Annotated in this window: 16 protein-coding genes and 1 pseudogene; 5 read left to right on the top strand and 12 right to left on the bottom strand. The window is 69.9% G+C overall.

Annotated features, from left to right (window positions below):
- Positions 1-16 precede the first annotated feature (16 nt).
- A complete protein-coding gene (locus IE264_RS03400) occupies positions 17-235 on the top strand; it encodes an FmdB family zinc ribbon protein (protein ID WP_032753096.1) in 219 nt (72 codons plus the stop codon).
- A 43-nt stretch (positions 236-278) separates the two neighbouring features.
- On the opposite strand, the gene IE264_RS03395 is transcribed toward IE264_RS03400, so the two are convergent.
- Genes IE264_RS03395 through IE264_RS03380 form a run of 4 tightly spaced genes read right to left on the bottom strand, consistent with a single transcriptional unit; the run spans position 279 to position 5,583 of the window.
- A complete protein-coding gene (locus tag IE264_RS03395) occupies positions 279-938 on the bottom strand; it encodes an O-methyltransferase (RefSeq protein WP_032753099.1) in 660 nt (219 codons plus the stop codon).
- Positions 939-993: 55 nt separating this feature from the next.
- A complete protein-coding gene (locus tag IE264_RS03390; protein WP_190167569.1) occupies positions 994-1,815 on the bottom strand; it encodes an HAD family hydrolase in 822 nt (273 codons plus the stop codon).
- Positions 1,812-4,373: a phosphoribosyltransferase gene (locus tag IE264_RS03385; RefSeq protein ID WP_078657309.1), complete on the bottom strand. Its 2,562-nt coding sequence runs from the start codon at positions 4,371-4,373 to the stop codon at positions 1,812-1,814. Before IE264_RS03385 ends, IE264_RS03390 begins: the two co-directional genes overlap by 4 nt.
- A gap of 37 nt (positions 4,374-4,410) precedes the next feature.
- Positions 4,411-5,583, bottom strand: coding sequence for an HpcH/HpaI aldolase/citrate lyase family protein (locus IE264_RS03380; protein WP_032753101.1), 1,173 nt, complete (start codon positions 5,581-5,583; stop codon positions 4,411-4,413).
- A 234-nt stretch (positions 5,584-5,817) separates the two neighbouring features.
- On the opposite strand from IE264_RS03380, the gene IE264_RS03375 reads away from it, so the two are divergent.
- The gene (locus IE264_RS03375; protein WP_032753102.1) at positions 5,818-6,726 is read left to right on the top strand and encodes a TerD family protein; all 909 of its coding nucleotides are present in this window, start codon (positions 5,818-5,820) and stop codon (positions 6,724-6,726) included.
- Positions 6,727-6,844: 118 nt separating this feature from the next.
- Here the strand turns inward: IE264_RS03375 and IE264_RS03370 are convergent, their stop codons facing one another.
- From IE264_RS03370 to IE264_RS03345, 6 genes are all read right to left on the bottom strand, one after another.
- On the bottom strand, positions 6,845-7,579 hold the full coding sequence (locus tag IE264_RS03370) for a TerD family protein (protein WP_015608278.1): 735 nt from the start codon (positions 7,577-7,579) through the stop codon (positions 6,845-6,847).
- 173 nt (positions 7,580-7,752) lie between these two features.
- A complete protein-coding gene (locus tag IE264_RS03365; protein ID WP_015608279.1) occupies positions 7,753-8,913 on the bottom strand; it encodes a DUF475 domain-containing protein in 1,161 nt (386 codons plus the stop codon).
- A gap of 71 nt (positions 8,914-8,984) precedes the next feature.
- On the bottom strand, positions 8,985-9,560 hold the full coding sequence (locus tag IE264_RS03360; protein WP_015608280.1) for a TerD family protein: 576 nt from the start codon (positions 9,558-9,560) through the stop codon (positions 8,985-8,987).
- A gap of 190 nt (positions 9,561-9,750) precedes the next feature.
- The gene (locus tag IE264_RS03355; RefSeq protein ID WP_003969402.1) at positions 9,751-10,326 is read right to left on the bottom strand and encodes a TerD family protein; all 576 of its coding nucleotides are present in this window, start codon (positions 10,324-10,326) and stop codon (positions 9,751-9,753) included.
- 138 nt (positions 10,327-10,464) lie between these two features.
- Positions 10,465-10,923, bottom strand: a complete 459-nt coding sequence (locus IE264_RS03350; protein ID WP_032753105.1) for a peroxiredoxin — start codon at positions 10,921-10,923, stop codon at positions 10,465-10,467.
- 161 nt (positions 10,924-11,084) lie between these two features.
- The gene (locus IE264_RS03345; RefSeq protein WP_031122320.1) at positions 11,085-11,522 is read right to left on the bottom strand and encodes a DUF3052 domain-containing protein; all 438 of its coding nucleotides are present in this window, start codon (positions 11,520-11,522) and stop codon (positions 11,085-11,087) included.
- A gap of 508 nt (positions 11,523-12,030) precedes the next feature.
- On the opposite strand from IE264_RS03345, the gene aceE reads away from it, so the two are divergent.
- Complete coding sequence (gene aceE, locus IE264_RS03340; protein ID WP_015608283.1) at positions 12,031-14,763, top strand: pyruvate dehydrogenase (acetyl-transferring), homodimeric type; 2,733 nt, start codon at positions 12,031-12,033, stop codon at positions 14,761-14,763.
- A 67-nt stretch (positions 14,764-14,830) separates the two neighbouring features.
- Here aceE and IE264_RS03335 read toward each other — a convergent pair whose 3' ends face one another.
- Both IE264_RS03335 and IE264_RS03330 read right to left on the bottom strand, forming a co-directional pair.
- Entirely contained in the window at positions 14,831-15,250 is a 420-nt protein-coding gene (locus IE264_RS03335) for a peptidase inhibitor family I36 protein (protein WP_032753107.1), read from the bottom strand.
- Between the two features lie 203 nt (positions 15,251-15,453).
- Positions 15,454-17,089 (bottom strand): annotated as a pseudogene (locus IE264_RS03330) (MFS transporter); the annotation flags it as partial.
- A gap of 115 nt (positions 17,090-17,204) precedes the next feature.
- Between IE264_RS03330 and IE264_RS03325 the strand changes: the two are divergent.
- Together IE264_RS03325 and IE264_RS03320 are read left to right on the top strand one after the other, a co-directional pair.
- A complete protein-coding gene (locus IE264_RS03325; RefSeq protein ID WP_015608286.1) occupies positions 17,205-17,876 on the top strand; it encodes a TetR family transcriptional regulator in 672 nt (223 codons plus the stop codon).
- A gap of 96 nt (positions 17,877-17,972) precedes the next feature.
- Positions 17,973-19,181, top strand: a complete 1,209-nt coding sequence (locus IE264_RS03320; RefSeq protein ID WP_032753109.1) for an alpha/beta hydrolase — start codon at positions 17,973-17,975, stop codon at positions 19,179-19,181.
- Positions 19,182-19,210 lie beyond the last annotated feature (29 nt).

Here is a 19,210-nt window from a genome sequence, read left to right as displayed (position 1 = left end):
GCTCTAGCCTGAGGCCATGCCTCGCTATGAATTCCGCTGCCGCACCTGCGGCGACACGTTCGAACTCAGCCGTCCCATGGCCCAGTCCTCGGACCCGGCCTCCTGCCCCGCGGGCCACGACGACACCGTGAAGCTGCTCTCCGCGGTGGCCGTGGGCGGCGCCGCCGCGTCCGCGCCCGCACCGTCCGGGGGCGGCGGGGGCGGAGGGTGCTGCGGCGGCGGTTGCTGCGGCTGACCCCACCACCCCGTAGCCGGCCGGACCCGGCGGCCCTGGCGCGCTACCGCTTGCGGGAGAGCGTCAGGCCGTCCGAGACCGTCAGCAGCACGCTGTCCATCCGGGCATCGGCGCTCACATGCTCGTTGAACTCCTTGATCGCCGCCGCCGGCCCGGCCGCCTCCGGGTCCGTGACACCGCCGTGGAAGAGCACGTTGTCCACGGCGATGACACCGCCCTGCCGCATCCGGGGCACCAGCTCCTCCCAGTACGCGATGTAGCCGCCCTTGTCCGCGTCCAGGTAGGCGAAGTCGATGTGCGGCTCGGCGGGCATCGCGCGCAGGGTGTCCAGGGCCGGGGCGATGCGCAGGTCGATCCGGTCCGCGACGCCCGCCTTCTCCCAGGCCTCACGCCCGTACGCCGTCCACTCCTCCGAGATGTCGCAGGCGATCAGCGTGCCGTCGGCGGGCAGGGCCTGGGCCATCGCCAGGGCGCTGAACCCGGTGAACGTGCCGACCTCCACCACGTGCCGGGCGCCCACCAGCCGGACGAGGAAGGCGAGCAGCGGGGCCTGCTCCTCGGCCGACTGCATGCCCGCGTGGTCGGGGAAGCGGGCGTACGTGGTCTCCACCAGCTCCCGCTGGACCGGGTCCAGCGGCGGGTTGTGCGCCAGCGTGTACGCGTACAGCTCGTCCGTGATCGTGGTCTCGTTGCCCTTGGTCATGCCCCCAGCCTTCCCCAACCCGCGCCCTCGCGCAGCCGAAACCCCGCAGCCCGGCTCACGCGGCGGCAGCCGCCAGGAACCGGCGCAGGATCTCCTCCCCGGCCGCTCCGCCCCGCTCCTCCAGCGCGACGACGTGCGGGGCGCGCCAGTCGTTCTCGGCCAGTTCGCCGTGGCCGGGGCGCCAGCCGAGGTCGGCGGCGAGCAGCAGGTCGGCGTCGAGGAGGGAGTCCCCGGCGGCGAGGGTGCGGGTGGCGCCGGAGCGGCGGGCGACCTCGTTCATGGCGGCGCTCTTGGTGAGCGGCACCGGCACCGCGTAGATCTTGCGGCCCTGGAGGGAGACGGTCCACCCCCGCTCCTGCGCCCACACCGCGAGCTCCTTCACCCACTCCTCGGGCAGCAGCGAGCGCTCGACGACCAGGTACGCGAAGAGGTTCTCGGCCACCCGCTCCTTGAGGAGCCAGGCCGGGTCGGCGGTGGTGGCGAGGTGGGCGCGGATCTCGGTGCGAGGGGCGCACTCGTCGGTGATGCGCGCCTCCACCTGCTGCTGCCAGTCCCGGTCGGAGACCCCGTCGACCAGGATGTGCCCGCCGTTGGCGCAGATCGCGTACTGCGGGGCGGGGCCGGGGAGATGGATGCGGTGGTACTGCTCGCGGGTCCGGGTGGTGGTGGGCACGAAGACCGTGGAGCCGGCCACCTCGGTGAGGAGGGCGGCAGCCGTCTCCGTCATGTACGAGAGGGGCTTGTGGCCGTACACCTCGACGCAGAGCAGCCGGGGGGCCTCCGCGTCCGGCATCGACAGGTCGAGCGCGGCCGCCGAGTAGATGAGCGTGCGGTCGAGGTCGCTCGCCACCAGCGTGACCGGTGAAGTCGTGCTCATGCGCCCTGCACCGCCTTGCCGTCCGCACCCGTCGCGCCCCGGGTGAACCGGGGGTGGATCAGGCCGACACAGCTGTACGGGAGGTCGTCGACCTCCTCGACCGGTACGCCGCGCTGTTCGGCGAGCAGCCGGATGTGCTGGAGGTCCGCGCCCGCGCCGCGCTTCGCGAGAATCTTCCAGGGGACCCGGCGCAGCAGCACCCGGGTGGTCTCGCCGACGCCCGGCTTGACCAGGTTGACGTCGTGGATGCCGTACTCCTCGCTGATCCGCTCGACGGCCGCCCAGCCCTCCCAGGTCGGGGCCCGGTCGGCGGCGAGCAGCTCCTTGGTCTCGGCGTCGACCTGGTCCGCCACCTCGTCGAACCGTGCGGTCACCGCAGTCAGGAAGTCGCCGGAGACGTCGGAATCCGCCAGCTCGCGGTAGAACTTCGCACCGTGGAAGTCGTCGGGGCCGACCAGGTCGGCGCGGAGCACCGTACGGGAAATGAGGCCGGAGACCGTCGAGTTGAGGCAGGCCGAGGGGATGAGGAAGTCCTCGCGGGTGCCGTACGTGCGGACGCAGCCGCCCGGGTCGGCGAGCACCGCGATCTCCGGGTTGAACCCGACCGGGCCCGCGGAGCCGGCGGGTCCGCCCGACGCCTCGAACTCCTCGATCGCCGCGGCCAGTTCGCGGGTGATCGCACCCTTCCCCGTCCAGCCGTCGACGAACACCACGTCGGCCGGGTCGTGGTGGGCGGCGAGCCAGCGCAGGGCGGTGGCGTCGATGCCCCGGCCGCGGACGATGGAGATGGCGTAGTGCGGCAGGTCCAGGCCGTGCCGGTGCCGGGCCCAGTGGCGCATCAGAACCCCGACGGGCGTCCCGGCGCGGGCGAGCGAGACGAGGACCGGGCGCGGGCCGCGTTCGGCGAGGACCGTCTCGGTGACGGTGCCCACCGCGCGGGCGATGCGCGCGGCGGAGGCGTCCAGGGCGGCCGTGAAGAGGGCCTGGTACTCGGCGCTCGGCTGGTACTCGACGGGGAGCGACTCGGCGTAGTGCGCGCCGCCGCTCTGGATCGCCTCCTCGCGCTCCTCGGTGGGCGCTTCCAGCTCGGTGTCCGAGAGGTCCTGGAGCAGCCAGCCGACGTCCTCGGGCGCGTAACTGGAGAAGTCGGGGCCTCGGAGGGGCTCGGGCAGCACGGCGGGCTCCAGCTTGTGGTGGGGGGTGTACGAGGGGACGACCGCGAGGAGGACCTGGCCGGTGTGGTCCGCCAGGCGGGCCAGCAGGCCGTCGGGGGCGTGCAGTTCGGGGGTGTCGGCGGTGGAGTCGACAACGGCGACCACCGCGTCGAAGCCCGCGCCCGCCACGTTGTAGGCGTACCGGTCGCCGGGGCCGTCCGCCGGGTCGTCGTGGGCCGGGAAGACGAGGCGGGTGCGTATCGCGTAGCCGGGGTCGTCGACGGCGAGGACGGGTGAGCGGGTGGTGGTGGAGTAGCGGACCTCGGTGTCCGCCCCCAGCGCGGCTTCCAGGGCGGTGCCCAGGCGAAGCGGCGCGTACATCAGCTCCTCGAAGCCGAGTACGAGCACGCGGCGGGGGCTGCCGTCATGGCCCTGGCGGGGATCGTCGCCCAGCTCGGCGGCGATCCGCTCCGCCATGCCCGGGAGCGCCGCTTCGAGCACCGCCCGGTGGGCCGGGGTGAAGCCGTGCCGGCCGCCGTCGGGGACGCCTTCGGGCCAGCCCAGGCCGACCCGGGTGACGGGGGCAGCACGTTCGACGGGCTCCCCGGCCGGTGTCGTCTGCTCCGCCTCCTGGGCCGCGACCAGGGCCTGGCCCCGTTCCAGTACGCCTTCGGGGAGCGTGACCGTGCCCGAGGAGCGGGTCACCAGGTCGACGCGGGCGCCGATCTCGGCGGCGAAGGCGGTCAGCCGGTCGCGGTCCCCCGCCGAGCGCATGTCGACCAGCGCGACGATGACGTACCGCTCGCGCGGGTGCGACGCGTGCAGTGCGCGGATGGTGTTGAGCACGGTGTTGCCGGTGGAGAACTCGTCATCCACCAGCACCAGCACGGAGGCGTCGGATCCGGTCCCGCCGCCCGCCAGCAGCTCGGGATTCTCCGGCAGCAGCAGGTGCGAGGTGGCGTGCGAGTGGGCCTCCTCGAAGCCGCCCGCCTGCGCGACCCCCGTGACGGGCCGCCGGGTGGAGTGGAGGTACGGGGCGTCCCGCAGGCCGTCCGCGACGGCGTGGCCGAGGCCGGTGGCCGTCTCCGCGTACCCGAGGACGACGGCGCGGCCGGCCCGGTCCTCGCCGAGGAGCGCCCGTACGCGCTCGCCGAGCTCGTACCCCGCTCCGTACACGACGGAAGGCTTCTGGGGCACATGCTTGCCCAGCACGTTGGAGACGAGCAGGTGGGCCCGCTTGGGGTTACGCCGCAGGGCCAGGCCCAGCAGCTCCGGGAGGTCCCCGTCGCCCTCCAGGGCCACTCCCAGCCGCTCGGCCACCCAGTCGCCCGACCACACCACGTCCACGGCCTCTTCTCTCCTCGCGCGCTCGCTCGTCGATACGCGCTCACCTCGCCCGCTCATCGATACGCGCCCACTCGGCCCGCTCATCGACGCGCGCTCACTTCGTCAGGCCGGCGGCCAGCAGGTCCACGAAGCCGACGTCCTCGCTCGCCACCCCGAAGACCTCGGCCCGCCGGAGCGTGCGCTCGGCCCAGGCCCGGTGGGGCTTCACTTCATTCATCTTGTTCGTATACGCCGAGCGCAGCACGCCGCCGCCCTCACGCTCGGGCCGCAGGATGTCCTGCGCGTCGGTGAACTCCTCGTGGCTGACCACGGACAGTGCGTGGACGGGTGCCACGTGCGACGGGTGGATGCAGGTCTTGCCGAGCAGGCCGTTGGCCCGGTCCAGCTCGATCTCCCGCAGCAGGCCGTCCAGGTCGTGCTCGATCAGTGCCGTACGCAGCTCCTCGGCGCTGCCCTCCAGGAAGGGGCTGCGGCGCAGCTGGGGCTTGAACATGCGCTCCTGGCGGCGGAAGTACTCCCAGACCGGGCCGGTGATCGTGAAGCCGGTGCCGTCGGCCCGGCCCAGCACGTTGACCACGTCGGCGATGACGGAGCCGACGATCTGGACGTCGTACGCCGTCATGTCGGGCGCGCGGCGCAGTCCGTAGGCCGAGCAGAAGTCGGTGACGCCGAGCCGCAGGGCGAGGACCCGGTCCCGGTACTTGTCGACGGAGCGCGCGATTCCCTGGAGGACTTCGCCGCGTGTCTCCAGGTGGAGCAGCTCGGGCGACTCCAGGACGGGCATGGCGAAGAGCCGCTGTCCACAGGAGGCCTCGGCTTCCGCCAGGGCCTCCAGGAAGCGGGCTCCACGCTCTTCGGTGAATTTGGGAAGTACAAAACCGGACAATGTCCGGACCGAGGCTCCGAGCCGGTGCACCAGGTCGGTGATCTGGCCCGGTTCGCGCACCCGGACGAAGAGCAGCGGCAGCCCGGCTCCTGTGGCGTCCCGGTCCGCGAGCTCAGCGAACTGCCTGACCAGGTTGGCCTCGGCATCGACCACCTCGGCGTCGTCGATCGAATCCTCCAGGCACAGCACCATGGAGACGACGCCACGCCCGGCCTGCTTCAGCACATCGTCGGCCAGCGTGGGGCGGGTGGCCGGGGAGTAGAGCGTGGCGCCCAGGGCGACGGAGAGCAGGCTCGCGGGCGAGGACGCGCTGAACTCGCACGGCTCCCGGAAGAACAGGCCCTCTCGGGCAGCGGGCGATATATACCCGAAGTGACGCATGAGTTTCCCCCGAACTGCCTGACCGGCCGGACAACGTATGGCCGGTAATAGTACGTACGGACGCATGTCAACAGTTCCCCATGTACATGAATTTCCGGTTACCCACCCTTCACCCGGTCTCTCCTCGCGGTACCGTTCGGCCCTCCTTCTTCCCCCTCTCCGGCCCGGCAGCAGGGGAACAGGGCAGGTCTTTGCCGCCCCCCGCGTTGTCCGCACGTGCTGCCAGCAGGCAGGATGACGCCCATGACGCACACGATGCTGAAGGGCTCGAACGTCCCGGTCGACGCCGTGGCCGTACGGGCCGTGCTGCGCTGGACCCCTGGGGCGGGTGTTCCCGATGTGGACGCCTCCGCCCTGCTGCTCGGCGCGCTGGGCCGTGTGCGGTCCGACGAGGACTTCGTCTTCTACAACCAGCCGCGCCACCCCTCCGGGCTGGTCCGGCGGCTGCCGAAGCGCAGTGTCGCCGAGGGGCTCACCGACACGATCGAGGCGGATCTCGGGGCGCTCGACGCGTCGGTGGACCAGGTGGTCATCGCCGCCTCGTCCGACGGAGACGCCTTCCAGCAGGTCCCGGACCTGCGGATACTTCTCTTCGATGCCGCGCTCGCCGACGGGGAGCCGCTGGCGGTCTTCGATGTGCGGCCGGAGACCGGGGAGGAGACCGCGATCATCTGCGGGGAGCTCTACCGGCGCGGTGAGGGGTGGAAGTTCCGGGCGGTCGGCCAGGGCTATCCGACCGGGCTGATCGGGCTGGCCACCGCTTTCGGGATCTCGGTCGACGATTCGGAGGCCGGGGGCGGGCCGGAGGATCCCGCCGCGGCCGCTCAGGCACCTGCCGCCCCCACACAGGCCGCCGCCGAGCCCGCGGCCCCCACGCACGCGGGTTCCGCGCCGGGGCCCGACTCCCAGGCCACGGTGCTGCACCCGCAGCCCGCCTACGGCTATCCGCCCGTCGCACCCCCCGCCATGCCCCCGGTGCCCGCGCCGCAGCCCGCCGCGAGCTCCCAGCCGGCGTACGGCTACCCGCAGGGGGCCGGTGCACCGCCCGCGTACGGCTATCCGCAGCCGGCGGCGGCCGCCGCCCACGCACCCGACCCGCATTTCGTCCTGCCTCCGCAAGGTCCGCAGTTCATCCGGTCCTGAGTCCGGTGCCGGGTCCGGTCCTGAGCCCGGTGCCGGGTCCGGTCCTGAGTCCGGTTCTGAGACCGGCCCAGGGGCAGCACGGCTCAGCTCATCGAGCGGCGGTACGGGCGCGGGGCGGTCAGGCCCGTGACTTGTAGCCCCGCCCCCACTGCATGCCGTAGCCGTAGAGCCGGTCCAGCTCCGACTGGAATCCGTAGACGAACTTCACCTCGCGCCGCACGATCAGTTCGTCCTTGATGTTCTCCACGGTGAACACCGCGCAGGAACGGGCCTGCGGCGCGCGTTCGTCCAGTTCGATCTCGATCCGGGGGCCGTTGCCCGGGTAGAGCGTGATCTTGGCGTGCGTGCGGTCGAACGCGGGCGTCCGGTCGTAGATGTAGACGAAGAACAGCAGCCGCTTGAACTGGTCGCGCTGGTCGAGGTTGACGTAGACCGTCTCCCCGGAGGGGGCGCCGAAGCGGTCGTCCCCGCTGAGCCGGATGTAGGGCGGGCTGTTCAGATCGCCGATCAGGTTGCCGAGCGGCTGTACGACCCCCTTGGTGCCGTCCGTCAGCTCGTACATGCAGCCGAGGTCCAGGTCGACGTTGACGACGCCCTGGGTGTGCGCCTGGACCACCTCGGGCTGGAAGAGCTTGAGGGGGCGCCGCAGCCGGCCGCTCTGGCGCGAGCGGCCCTCGATGTCCGAGGTGCGCATCCGCCAGGAAAGGTTGACGCGGAGGTTGCCCGAGAGAGCGCCCTGTTTGGTGAGCGAGACCGTGGCATTGCGTTTCGAGAGCACGATGGCGCTCGATGTGCCGTTGCCCGAGTCGAACTGTGCCGCGCGCGCCGGCCACAGGCCGTCGAAGAATCCCATCCCAACCCCCACCTGTCGACCTGCCGACTGCTGTCCGTCGCCTGCTGTCCGTCGCCTGCTGTCGCGGTCCCCGCACACCGCTGCGGGGCGGCCGACGGGCCGGATCCGGGAGATCCCGGAGAGCCGTCACCGTGTGGCCGCCCCGCAGAGAGCGTTCCTCAATCCCTACCGGGTCACACCCCGGAGTGGACTTCGGCCTTGGAACCCGAGCTTCCTCCGGCGCCCCCGTCGCCTCCGCCCGCCGCGGCGATGGCCCTGTTGCGGCGGAGCGAGGACCAGAAGGAGAGGCCGATGAGGACGACGCCGATCAGGCCGGTGATGATCTCGTTGATCTCGTACCGGATGGTGACCAGCAGGATGACGGAGAGCGCGCCGATCGCGTAGTGGGCGCCGTGCTCCAGGTAGACGTAGTCGTCCAGCGTGCCCTGGCGGACCAGGTAGACGGTGAGCGAACGGACGTACATGGCGCCGATACCGAGGCCCAGGGCCATCAGCACGATCTCGTTGGTGATGGCGAAGGCGCCGATGACGCCGTCGAAGGAGAAGGAGGCGTCCAGGACTTCCAGGTAGAGGAAGAGGAAGAACGCGGCCTTTCCGGCCAGGGCGACCCCGGTGACGGGCTTGCCCTTCTTCTTGGCCTCTTCCTCGGCCTCGTGTTCGCGCTCCTCCTCCTCTTCGAGCTTGCCCTCGAAGAATCCGGAGAGCCCGCCGACGACGAGGTAGGTGATCAGACCCGCGATACCCGAGAGCATGACGGTCGACGCCTTGTCGACGTGACCGCCACCGTGCTGGTGGGCCTGGGTCGCGAAGGTCATGGCGGTGATCATCAGCACGATCAGCGCGACGCAGACCGACAGCATGTCGACCTTGCCGAGCTTGGCGAGCGGGCGCTCGATCCAGCGGAGCCACTGGATGTCACGGTCCTCGAAGATGAAGTCGAGGAAGATCATCAACAGGAACATGCCACCGAAGGCGGCGATCGACGGATGGGCGTCCGTGACCAGTTCCTTGTACCTCTCGGGGTCGTTGAAGGAGAGGTCGATGGCCTCGATGGGCCCGAGCTGGGCGCTCACGGCCACGATCACGACGGGGAAGACCAGCCGCATACCGAAGACGGCGATCAGGATGCCGATGGTAAGGAAGATTTTCTGCCAGAAGGCATTCATCTTCTTCAGGATTCCGGCGTTGATCACCGCGTTGTCGAAGGACAGCGAGATCTCCAGGATCGTCAGAATCGCGACGATACCGAAGGCCTGCCACCCCCCGTAGAAGAAGGCTGCGACCAGGCCGAGCGCGGTGACCGCGAACGACCAGCCGAAGGTTTTCAGAACCACTGGCTACCCCATCGTGTTTATGTAAGGGTCTCCCCCGGTGTGTACGGGGCTCCCCCGCGCCGTGCGCGGCGTTACGAAACGTTGACGCCGAAGTCTAGAGCGATGCCCCGCAAGCCCGACGCGTACCCCTGACCGACTGCACGGAATTTCCACTCGCCCTGGTAGCGGTAGAGCTCACCGAAGATCATCGCGGTCTCCGTGGAGGCGTCCTCGCTGAGGTCGTAGCGCGCCAGCTCCTGGCCGTCGGCCTGGTTCACCACGCGGATGAAGGCGTTGCTGACCTGCCCGAACGCCTGGCCCCGGTTGTCCGCGTCATGGATGGAGACCGGGAAGACGATCTTGTCGCAGTGGGCGGGGACCTGGTCGAGCCGGACGATGACCGACTCGTCGTCGCCGTCGCCCTCACCGGTCAGATTGTCACCGGTGTGCTCGACGGAGCCGTCGGGGCTGGTGAGGTTGTTGTAGAAGACGAACCACTCGTCACCGAGCACCCGGCCCGACTGGCACAGCAGTGCGCTGGCGTCGAGGTCGAAATCTGCTCCGGTGGTGGAGCGTGCGTCCCAGCCGAGCCCGACCAGCACCTGGGTGAGGTTGGGTGCGACCTTGGAGAGGGAGACATTGCCTCCCTTGGCGAGCGTGACGCCCATGTGTGTCCTCCCCTAGTCGTGGAAACGCTGCCGGGCCTCCTCGACGCCTGGGATCAGGTGTCGAAGGCCCCCCTGAGCGCGTCCGGCGCCGCACAGGATGCGGCGCCGGACGGGGTGGTACGTGAGCGCTGCGCGCTCGGTGGTGCCGGGGTCCTCCGCCCGGGAGCGGAAGACCGGAGGCGTGACGTCCTCAGACGTTGACGCCGAAGTCCTGCGCGATGCCGCGCAGGCCCGAGGCGTAGCCCTGGCCGATGGCACGGAACTTCCACTCGGCACCGTTGCGGTAGAGCTCGCCGAAGACCATCGCGGTCTCCGTCGAGGCGTCCTCGCTCAGGTCGTAGCGGGCGAGCTCGGTGTTGTCGGCCTGGTTCACCACGCGGATGTACGCGTTGCGGACCTGGCCGAAGCTCTGCTGGCGGCTCTCGGCCTCGTAGATCGAGACCGGGAAGACGATCTTGTCGACATCGGCCGGGACACCGGCGAGGTTCACCTTGATGACCTCGTCGTCGCCCTCGCCCTCACCGGTGAGGTTGTCACCGGTGTGCTCGACGGAGCCGTCGGGGCTCTTCAGGTTGTTGAAGAAGACGAAATTGCCGTCCGCCGCGACCTTGCCCTCGGCGTTCGCCAGCAGCGCGCTGGCGTCGAGGTCGAAGTCGCCGCCGGTGGTGGTGCGGGCGTCCCAGCCCAGACCGACGATGACCGCGGTCAGGTTGGGCGCGGCCTTGGTCAGCGAGACGTTGCCGCCCTTGCTGAGGCTGACTCCCACGAGTCCTCCAGTAGTTTTCTCAGGGGCCGGCAGACACCAGCGTCCCCGTCGTTCGTTGGCATCGGATCAACGATTGGATCCTAGTGACCGGTTCCCGGCCAAAACAGGCTTTTGGCCGGGCGTCGCCAGGAGATCGTCTCAGAGCGCTTCCAGCGCCTTCACGTAGTCGTTCAGGTCCCGCGCGTCCGGCAGGCCGTTGACGACGCTCCAGCGGACGGTGCCCGCCTTGTCGATGATGAAGGTGCCGCGCACCGCGCAGCCCTTGTCCTCGTCGAAGACGCCGTAGGCCCGCGAGGTCTCGCCGTGCGGCCAGAAGTCGGAGAGCAGCGGGTATTCGAGGCCCTCCTGCTCGGCGAAGACGCGCAGGGTGTGGATGGAGTCGTTGGAGACCGCGAGCAGCTGGGTGTCGGCGTTCTCGAAGCGGGGCAGCTCGTCGCGGAGGGCGCACAGCTCACCCGTGCAGACCCCGGTGAAGGCGAACGGGTAGAAGAGCAGCACCACGTTCTTCTCGCCCCGGAAGTCCGCGAGCCGCACGGTCCGGCCGTGGTTGTCCCTGAGTTCGAAATCCGGGGCCTCGGTGCCGACCTCGATCGCCATGGAACAGGTTTCCCTTCGCCGCTTCTCGCTTCCCCGGTTCCGTACGTACGTGTCCGTCCGTCCGGGTGACTCCACCCTACGCACGGCCGGAAGGGGACGTACGAAGGCCCCCGGCAGCGTGTGATGCGCCATCGGGGGCCCCGGGTGGTGTAGCGAGTGGTTCAGCGCTTGGCCTTGGCCCCCTTGGGGGTGACCAGACGGCTGCCCGTCCAGTCCTTGCCCGCGCTGATGCTCTTGGTCTGGGCGAGACCGGCCGTCTGGGCAGCCTCATTGATGTCGCTCGGTTCGACGTATCCGTCACGGCCGGTCTTCGGCGTCATCAGCCAGACCGTACCGCCGTCCTCGAGCAGACCAATGGCATCCACCAGCGCGTCCGTAAGGTCGCCGTCCTCGTCGCGGAACCAGAGCAGGACGACGTCAGCGACGTCGTCGTACTCCTCGTCGACGAGTTCCTGGCCGGTAGTGGCCTCAATGCCCTCACGGAGCTCCAGCTCGACGTCTTCGTCGTAGCCGATCTCCTGGACCACTTGTCCGGGCTCGAACCCCAGGCGTGCTGCCGGGTTGGTCCGCTCCTCCGCGTGGTCCGCGGTCGCGCTCACGGGTTGCCTCCTGATCATGTCTTCGGAAAATGCTGCAGCCACGCGCGTGCGCGGGGCGTAGGCCGTAGTCCACACGGGCCCGGCGAATCGCGCAAGTACCCGGCGTCCGAGACCGCCTAAACGGTGACGTTCCCTGCCACGTCACCGCAAGCTCCGGCCTGTCTCTGCCGGGGCTCGGGCCTGTCCCTCCGGGGCTTCCGCAAGGTCACCCCATCCGTTTACGTCCTTCCTCAGCTTATGCCGTTTCGCTCCGCCAATCGGAGTCGAACAGCCTTTGGGAACGCTTGGACGGCTTGGGCGTAAGGTTGCGGTTTGCCCGTACCCCGCCGCGTACTGCCCATACTCGTGCCCCGCCGAGGAAATTTCGGAACCTCGGGGTTACCCCACGGTAGAGATGACGTCCGGGCCCCCGCGGTAGCACGATGGAGACGGCGCACACACAGTTGTCCCGGGGGTACGTTCCCCGTAACAGACCCCGCAGAGCACCACCGAACAGCGAAGGAACAGTGTGGCTTCCGGATCCGATCGCAACCCGATCATCATTGGCGGCCTTCCGAGCCAGGTCCCGGATTTTGATCCCGAAGAGACCCAGGAATGGCTCGACTCCCTCGACGCCGCCGTCGACGAGCGAGGCCGTGAGCGGGCCCGCTACCTCATGCTCCGGCTCATCGAGCGCGCGCGCGAGAAGCGCGTCGCCGTGCCGGAGATGCGCAGCACGGACTACGTGAACACGATCGCCACGAAGGACGAGCCGTTCTTCCCCGGCGACGAGGAGATCGAGCGCAAGGTTCTCAACGCGACCCGCTGGAACGCGGCCGTGATGGTCTCCCGGGCGCAGCGTCCCGGAATCGGCGTCGGCGGCCACATCGCCACCTTCGCCTCCTCCGCCTCGCTGTACGACGTGGGCTTCAACCACTTCTTCCGCGGCAAGGACCAGGGCGACGGCGGCGACCAGATCTTCTTCCAGGGGCACGCGTCCCCGGGGATCTACGCCCGCGCGTTCCTGCTCGACCGGCTGAGCGAGGCGCAGCTCGACGCGTTCCGCCAGGAGAAGTCGAAGGCCCCGAACGGTCTTTCCAGCTACCCGCACCCGCGGCTGATGCCGGACTTCTGGGAGTTCCCGACCGTCTCGATGGGTCTCGGCCCGCTCGGCGCGATCTACCAGGCGCGGATGAACCGCTACATGGAGGCGCGCGGTATCGCCGACACCTCCAAGTCGCACGTCTGGGCCTATCTGGGCGACGGCGAGATGGACGAGCCCGAGTCGCTGGGCCAGCTCTCCATCGCCGCGCGTGAGGGTCTGGACAACCTGACCTTCGTCGTCAACTGCAACCTGCAGCGCCTCGACGGTCCTGTGCGCGGCAACGGCAAGATCATCCAGGAGCTGGAGTCGCAGTTCCGGGGCGCCGGCTGGAACGTCATCAAGCTGGTCTGGGACCGTTCCTGGGACCCGCTGCTGGCGCAGGACCGCACGGGCATCCTGGTCAACAAGCTGAACACCACGCCGGACGGGCAGTTCCAGACGTACGCCACCGAGACCGGCTCGTACATCCGCGAGCACTTCTTCGGTGACGACCCGCGGCTGCGCGACATGGTCAAGGACATGACCGACCAGCAGATCCTGCACCTGGGACGCGGCGGGCACGACCACAAGAAGGTGTACGCGGCCTACGCGGCGGCCAAGGCGCACAAGGGCCAGCCGACCGTGATCCTCGCGCAGACGGTCAAGGGCTGGACGCTGGGGCCGAACTTCGAGGGCCGCAACGCGACCCACCAGATGAAGAAGCTCACGGTCGAGGACCTCAAGCGGTTCCGCGACCGGCTGCACATCCCGATCACCGACAAGCAGCTGGACGAGGGCTACCCGCCCTACTACCACCCGGGCCGCGACTCGGAGGAGATCCAGTACATGCACGACCGCCGCAACGGTCTGGGCGGCTATGTGCCGACCCGGGTGGTGCGTGCGAAGCCCCTGCCGCAGCCCGTGGAGAAGACATACGCGGCTGCGAAGAAGGGTTCGGGTCAGCAGTCGATCGCCACGACCATGGCGTTCGTCCGCATCCTCAAGGACCTCATGCGGGACAAGGAGATCGGCAAGCGGTTCGTGCTGATCGCGCCCGATGAGTACCGCACGTTCGGCATGGACGCGTTCTTCCCGAGCGCGAAGATCTACAACCCGCTGGGCCAGCAGTACGAGGCGGTCGACCGCGATCTGCTGCTCGCGTACAAGGAGTCGCCGACGGGTCAGATGCTGCACGACGGCATCTCCGAGGCGGGCTGTACGGCCTCGCTGATCGCCGCCGGTTCGGCGTACGCGACGCACGGCGAGCCGCTGATCCCGGTGTACGTCTTCTACTCGATGTTCGGGTTCCAGCGCACCGGTGACCAGTTCTGGCAGATGGCCGACCAGCTCGCGCGCGGTTTCGTGCTGGGTGCGACCGCCGGGCGTACGACGCTGACCGGTGAGGGCCTCCAGCACGCGGACGGCCACTCGCAGCTGCTCGCCTCGACCAACCCGGGCTGCGTCGCCTACGACCCGGCCTTCGGGTACGAGATCGCGCACATCATGCAGGACGGGCTGCGCCGGATGTACGGCGAGGCGAACGAGGACGTCTTCTACTACCTCACCGTCTACAACGAGCCGATCCAGCACCCGGCCGAGCCCGAGAACGTCGACGTGGACGGCATCCTCAAGGGTGTCTACCGCTTCAAGCAGGGCGAGGCGGGCGAGATCCCGGCGCAGATCCTTGCGTCCGGTGTGGCGGTCCCGTGGGCCGTCGAGGCGCAGCGGATCCTCGCCGAGGAGTGGAACGTCAAGGCGGACGTCTGGTCGGCGACCTCCTGGAACGAGCTGCGGCGCGAGGCCGTGGACGTGGAGCGGTACAACCTGCTCCACCCGGAGGAGGAGCAGCGCGTCCCGTACGTGACGCGGAAGCTGGAAGGGGCCGGGGGCCCGTTCGTGGCGGTCTCGGACTGGATGCGCTCGGTGCCGGACCAGATCGCGCGCTGGGTGCCCGGTGCGTACCAGTCGCTGGGTGCGGACGGCTTCGGCTTCGCCGACACCCGTGGTGCGGCCCGCCGGTTCTTCCACATCGACGCGCAGTCGATCGTCCTCGCGGTGCTCACCGAGCTCGCGAAGGAGGGGAAGATCGACCGGTCCTCCCTGAAGACGGCGCTGGACCGTTACGACCTCCTGGATGTGGCCGCGGCCGATCCGGGCGCGGCGGGCGGCGACGCGTAAACAGAGTGGTTCCGAAGGGCGGTGGCGCGAGTGCGTCGCCGCCCTTCGGCGTGTCAGGACGCCCCGGCTAGTTCTCCCAGATCTTGAACGCCCGTACCTGGTACGGGGAACGGGGCAGCCAGGTCCCGCCGCCCGGGTACGTCTCGAACTCGCCCGTCTCCGCGCACTCGGCCGACTGGTAGGTGGTGACGGGCCGTCCGGTGCGGTTGGCGAGGGACTGGGCGTCGCCGCCCTTCGGCAGCGGGGTGCAGCTCTCGATGTCGACGGTGGAGAGTTCGTACGTCTGCCGGGCGCCCGTGAAGTCGGGCTTCTTCCAGAGGCAGAGCCGGCCCGCCTCGCAGGTGCCGAGCCGGACGTCCGAGGTCGCCTCCGGGGCGGCGGCGAGCCGGTCCTGGGCGAGCGCCTGCGGGATCAGTGCGGTGAGTGCGGTGACGGCCAGGCCTGCGGCGAGAGCGGTCGTGCGGTTCGTACGCGTGGTTGTGCGCATGGTGGATCAACCCCCGTGGTCGTGCGCCGCGCCGGATGGTGGCGCGTTGCGCTGTCCTGCCCACCCTGACCAGCGCGGCAGCTCCCGGGGAAGAGGTGGGCGGTCCACGCCACCCTGATAGGCGACAGCCCCGCCGAAAGGGTTCGGCGGGGCTGTGACGTGCGCTGTGTTGACGCGTTTCCCCCGGGCGGGGGAGACATCAACCCTCGTGAGGGGGTGTCAGATGTGACCGACTCCGGCACCCGCCTCGGCGTTCGCGCCGCGCTTGGTGAGGGTGGCGACCAGGGCCGCGACGACGGCGACACAGCCCGCGACGGTGAAGGCCAGGCCCATGCCGGACATGAACGTGTCGTGGATGACGCCGCCGATGGTGTCGATGACGTCCGGCGTCATGCCGGGGGCCTTGGCGAGCGCGTCGGCGGGGACCATGCCGAACTCGGCGGCCTCCTCCAGCTTCGGATCGGGCGTGCCGGGCAGGCCCGCGTCCGTCCAGTTGCCCGCGAACTCCGAGCTGACCTTGGAGGACATGACCGCGCCGAGGACGGCGGTGCCGAGCGCCCCGCCGACCTGCATGGCGGCCTGCTGGAGGCCGCCGGCCACGCCGGACAGCTCCAGGGGCGCGTTGCCGACGATGACCTCGGTGGCGCCGACCATGACCGGGGCGAGCCCGCAGCCGAGCAGGGCGAACCAGAGGGACATCGCGAAGGTGCCGGTGGACTCGCTGAGCGTCGTCATGCCGAACATGGCGGTGGCCGTGCAGACCATGCCGCCGACCAGCGGGACGCGGGGGCCGAACTTGGTGATCAGCAGACCGGCGACCGGCGAGGAGACGATCATCATGGCCGTCAGCGGCAGCAGGTGCAGGCCGCTGTCGACCGGGCTCAGACCGTGGACGCCCTGGAGGAAGAACGTCACGAAGAAGAGGCCGCCCATGAAGGCGAACGCCATCAGCACCATGAGGATGGTGCCGGCCGTCAACGGGATGGAGCGGAACATCGCGAGCGGAACGAGCGGCTCCCGTACCCGTGTCTGCCAGAGGCCGAAGGCGAGGAAGAGCGCGATGGCGAGGCCAAGGAAGAACCAGGTCCAGCCGCCGCCCCAGCCCCAGGACTCACCGGCCTTGATGATGCCCCAGATGAGGGAGAACATCGCGCCCGAGAGCAGCACGATGCCGAGGATGTCGAAGGAGCGCGGCGCGTTGGCGGCTCGGTGGTCCTTGAGGATCACCAGGCCGAAGATGAGCGCGACGATGCCGACCGGCACGTTGATGAAGAACACCGACTGCCAGGAGACGTGCTCGACGAGCAGACCGCCGACGATGGGGCCGCCCGCGGTGGACGCGCCGATGACCATGCCCCAGATGCCGATCGCCATGTTCAGCTTCTCGGCGGGGAAGGTGGCCCGCAGCAGGCCGAGCGCGGCCGGCATCAGCAGCGCGCCGAAGAGTCCCTGGAGCACCCGGAAGAGGACGACCAGGCCGATCTCCTTGGAGAAGCCGATCGCGGCGGAGGAGACCGCGAAGCCCGCGATGCCGATCAGGAAGGTCTGCCGGTGGCCGAAGCGGTCACCGAGCTTGCCCGCGGTGATCAGGGCGACCGCGAGGGCGAGCAGATAGCCGTTGGTGATCCACTGGACGTCGGCGAGTGTGGCGCCGAGGTCCTTCTGGATGGCGGGGTTCGCGATGGCGACGATCGTGCCGTCGAGCGCGACCATCATCACGCCGATGGCGACGGCGAACAGGGTCAGCCAGGGGTGGCCGCGAAGCCCCTTGGCCGCGGCGGGTACGGGGCCGTCTTCCGGTTCCCGAGGCGCCTTCTCGACGGTGGTCTGACTAGTCATACGGGGAGACTAGTGACAGCCGCTGACAGTTGACAAACGCATTCACAAGACAGTAACTGTCGCGTAGCTCACAGGTAAGCTGACCTGGACAAACAAGCAGAAATGAGGCTGGTACGTGACCCACGGGCAGAGAGCCGTCACCCGGCCCGGACTACGTGAGCGCAAGAAACAGCGCACCCGTGACGCCCTGTTGCGCGCCGCCCTCGAACTCTTCACGACCCAGGGGTACGAGCGGACCACCGTCGACGAGATCGTCGAGGCGGTCGACGTCTCCCAGCGCACCTTCTTCCGCTACTTCGCGAACAAGGAGGACACCACGTTCGCGGTACAGGACATGGTCGAGTCCCGCTTCATCGCGGAGCTGCGCCGCCGCCCGCCCTGCGAGGCCCCGTTCGAGGCCATGCGCCGGGCGGTGCTCTGCGCCTGGGGCAGCATCGGCGAGGCGATCGAGGAGGTCATCACGGTGGACCTCCATATGCGGACGTACCAGATGATCGAGTCGACCCCCTCCCTGCTCGCCGCCCACATGCGGCGCGGGGTCGCCCTGGAGAACCAGATCGCCCGGCTGATCGCGGAGCGCGAAGGGCTCGACGTCGAGCGGGACCCCCGCCCCCGGGTGGCCGTCGCCGCGTTCTCCGGGGTGATGCGGGTGACCGGCCAGCTGTGGGGCCGGGGCAGCGATTCGAGCGTGGAGGCGCTGCGCGACCTCACGGAGGAGTATCTGGACCAGCTCGTCCCGGCCCTGGCGGGCGACTGGCGGCAGGCGGCGGACAGCGGCGGTCTGTGACCCTGTGTGAAGAATTTCGGTTGAATCCTTCGCAGCCGGGTGATGTACCTCACCTGGATCACGGTCATCCCCGCGCGTCTCCTAGGGTGTGGCGCAGTGACTTCTTTCGACTCCTCCCCCACGTTGACCGCATGGCGCGCTCTGCTCGCCGTCGCGGTCGTGTTCGTGATGCTGGCGACCACGGGCTGGTCCGCCGTACGCCATCACCAGGCCGACGGGGAGCGTGAGCTCGCCCTCGCCTCCTGGGCGCGGGACCGGATAGCGGGTCATTCGCTGCCCGAGGCCGGGGCGCCGGCCTATCGGATGGCCCACTTCTTCGCCACGCTCACCTCCGGGCAGCAAGTCGCCCTCGCCGACAAGTACCCCTCGGTCGTGGGGAATCTGAACGGCGTCCCGGTCACCCTGCGCTACCACGCCAACCGGCTGGCCCTGAAGAAGGCGGTGTCCGTGGAGAAGCGGCGGACGCACGACGAGGCGCTCTCGCCGGACGGCCGCAGCGAGGCGGCCCAGCGCATGGCCCGCTTCCGGTCGATGCTCGCGAAGGACCGCCAGATCCTGGCCTTCGACCCGTCGGGGAGAGGCCGCGCCGCCGAGGTGTTCGGCAGCCTCGACCGGGCCACCCGGGTCTCCGTGATCGTCCCGGGCGTCGACACCAGCCTCCTCACACTGGAGCGGAGCCGCCGCGTCAACTCCGCGCCCGTCGGCATGGCGAAGACCCTGTACGGGGCGGAGCGCGCGGCAGCACCCGCCACCCGTACCGCGGTCATCGCCTGGGCCGACTACACCGCCCCGGCCGGTCTCGGCATGGACGCGGCGCTCGGCGGGCTCGCGGCGGAGGGTGCGCTGCGGCTGAACGCGATGGTCGGGGCGCTGCCCGGCACGTCGGCCGTCTCGCTGTTCTGCCACAGCTACGGCTCCGTGGTGTGCGGGGTGGCCGCCGCCGACACCCCCGACCGGGTGGCCGACATCGCGGTCGCCGGATCCCCCGGCATGCGGGCCGAGAGCGCCGCGCGGCTGGACACCGACGCCCGGATCTGGGCGATGCGGGACCAGGACGACTGGATCCGGGACGTGCCCCACCTGGAGTTCGGCGGTATCGGGCACGGTGCCGACCCGGTCGACCCGGCCTTCGGCGCCCGGCTGGTCTCGGCCGCCGGGGCCGCCGGGCACAGCGGCTACTTCGAACCCGGCACCGAGAGCCTCGGCAACTTCGCCGCGATCGGCGTCGGCGCATACGGATCGGTCCGCTGCGCGACCGCCGATGGCGCCTGCCACAGCGGTATCGCCGGTGAGCGGGAGGGCTGACGCGCGTAGATGTGCGTGACAAGCCGATT

This window comes from Streptomyces microflavus, from assembly GCF_014650075.1.
Classification (GTDB): Bacteria; Actinomycetota; Actinomycetes; order Streptomycetales; family Streptomycetaceae; genus Streptomyces; species Streptomyces microflavus.
This window is presented reverse-complemented; position numbering and strand designations above follow the sequence as displayed.

Bases quoted from the DNA above. Each gene is read 5' to 3' on its own strand.
- IE264_RS03400 (WP_032753096.1), top strand. From the start codon at position 17: ATGCCTCGCTATGAATTCCGCTGCCGCACCTGCGGCGACACGTTCGAA.
- IE264_RS03395 (WP_032753099.1), bottom strand. From the start codon at position 938: ATGACCAAGGGCAACGAGACCACGATCACGGACGAGCTGTACGCGTAC.
- IE264_RS03390 (WP_190167569.1), bottom strand. From the start codon at position 1,815: ATGAGCACGACTTCACCGGTCACGCTGGTGGCGAGCGACCTCGACCGC.
- IE264_RS03385 (WP_078657309.1), bottom strand. From the start codon at position 4,373: ATGAGCGGGCGAGGTGAGCGCGTATCGACGAGCGAGCGCGCGAGGAGA.
- IE264_RS03380 (WP_032753101.1), bottom strand. From the start codon at position 5,583: ATGCGTCACTTCGGGTATATATCGCCCGCTGCCCGAGAGGGCCTGTTC.
- IE264_RS03375 (WP_032753102.1), top strand. From the start codon at position 5,818: ATGACGCCCATGACGCACACGATGCTGAAGGGCTCGAACGTCCCGGTC.
- IE264_RS03370 (WP_015608278.1), bottom strand. From the start codon at position 7,579: ATGGGATTCTTCGACGGCCTGTGGCCGGCGCGCGCGGCACAGTTCGAC.
- IE264_RS03360 (WP_015608280.1), bottom strand. From the start codon at position 9,560: ATGGGCGTCACGCTCGCCAAGGGAGGCAATGTCTCCCTCTCCAAGGTC.
- IE264_RS03350 (WP_032753105.1), bottom strand. From the start codon at position 10,923: ATGGCGATCGAGGTCGGCACCGAGGCCCCGGATTTCGAACTCAGGGAC.
- IE264_RS03335 (WP_032753107.1), bottom strand. From the start codon at position 15,250: ATGCGCACAACCACGCGTACGAACCGCACGACCGCTCTCGCCGCAGGC.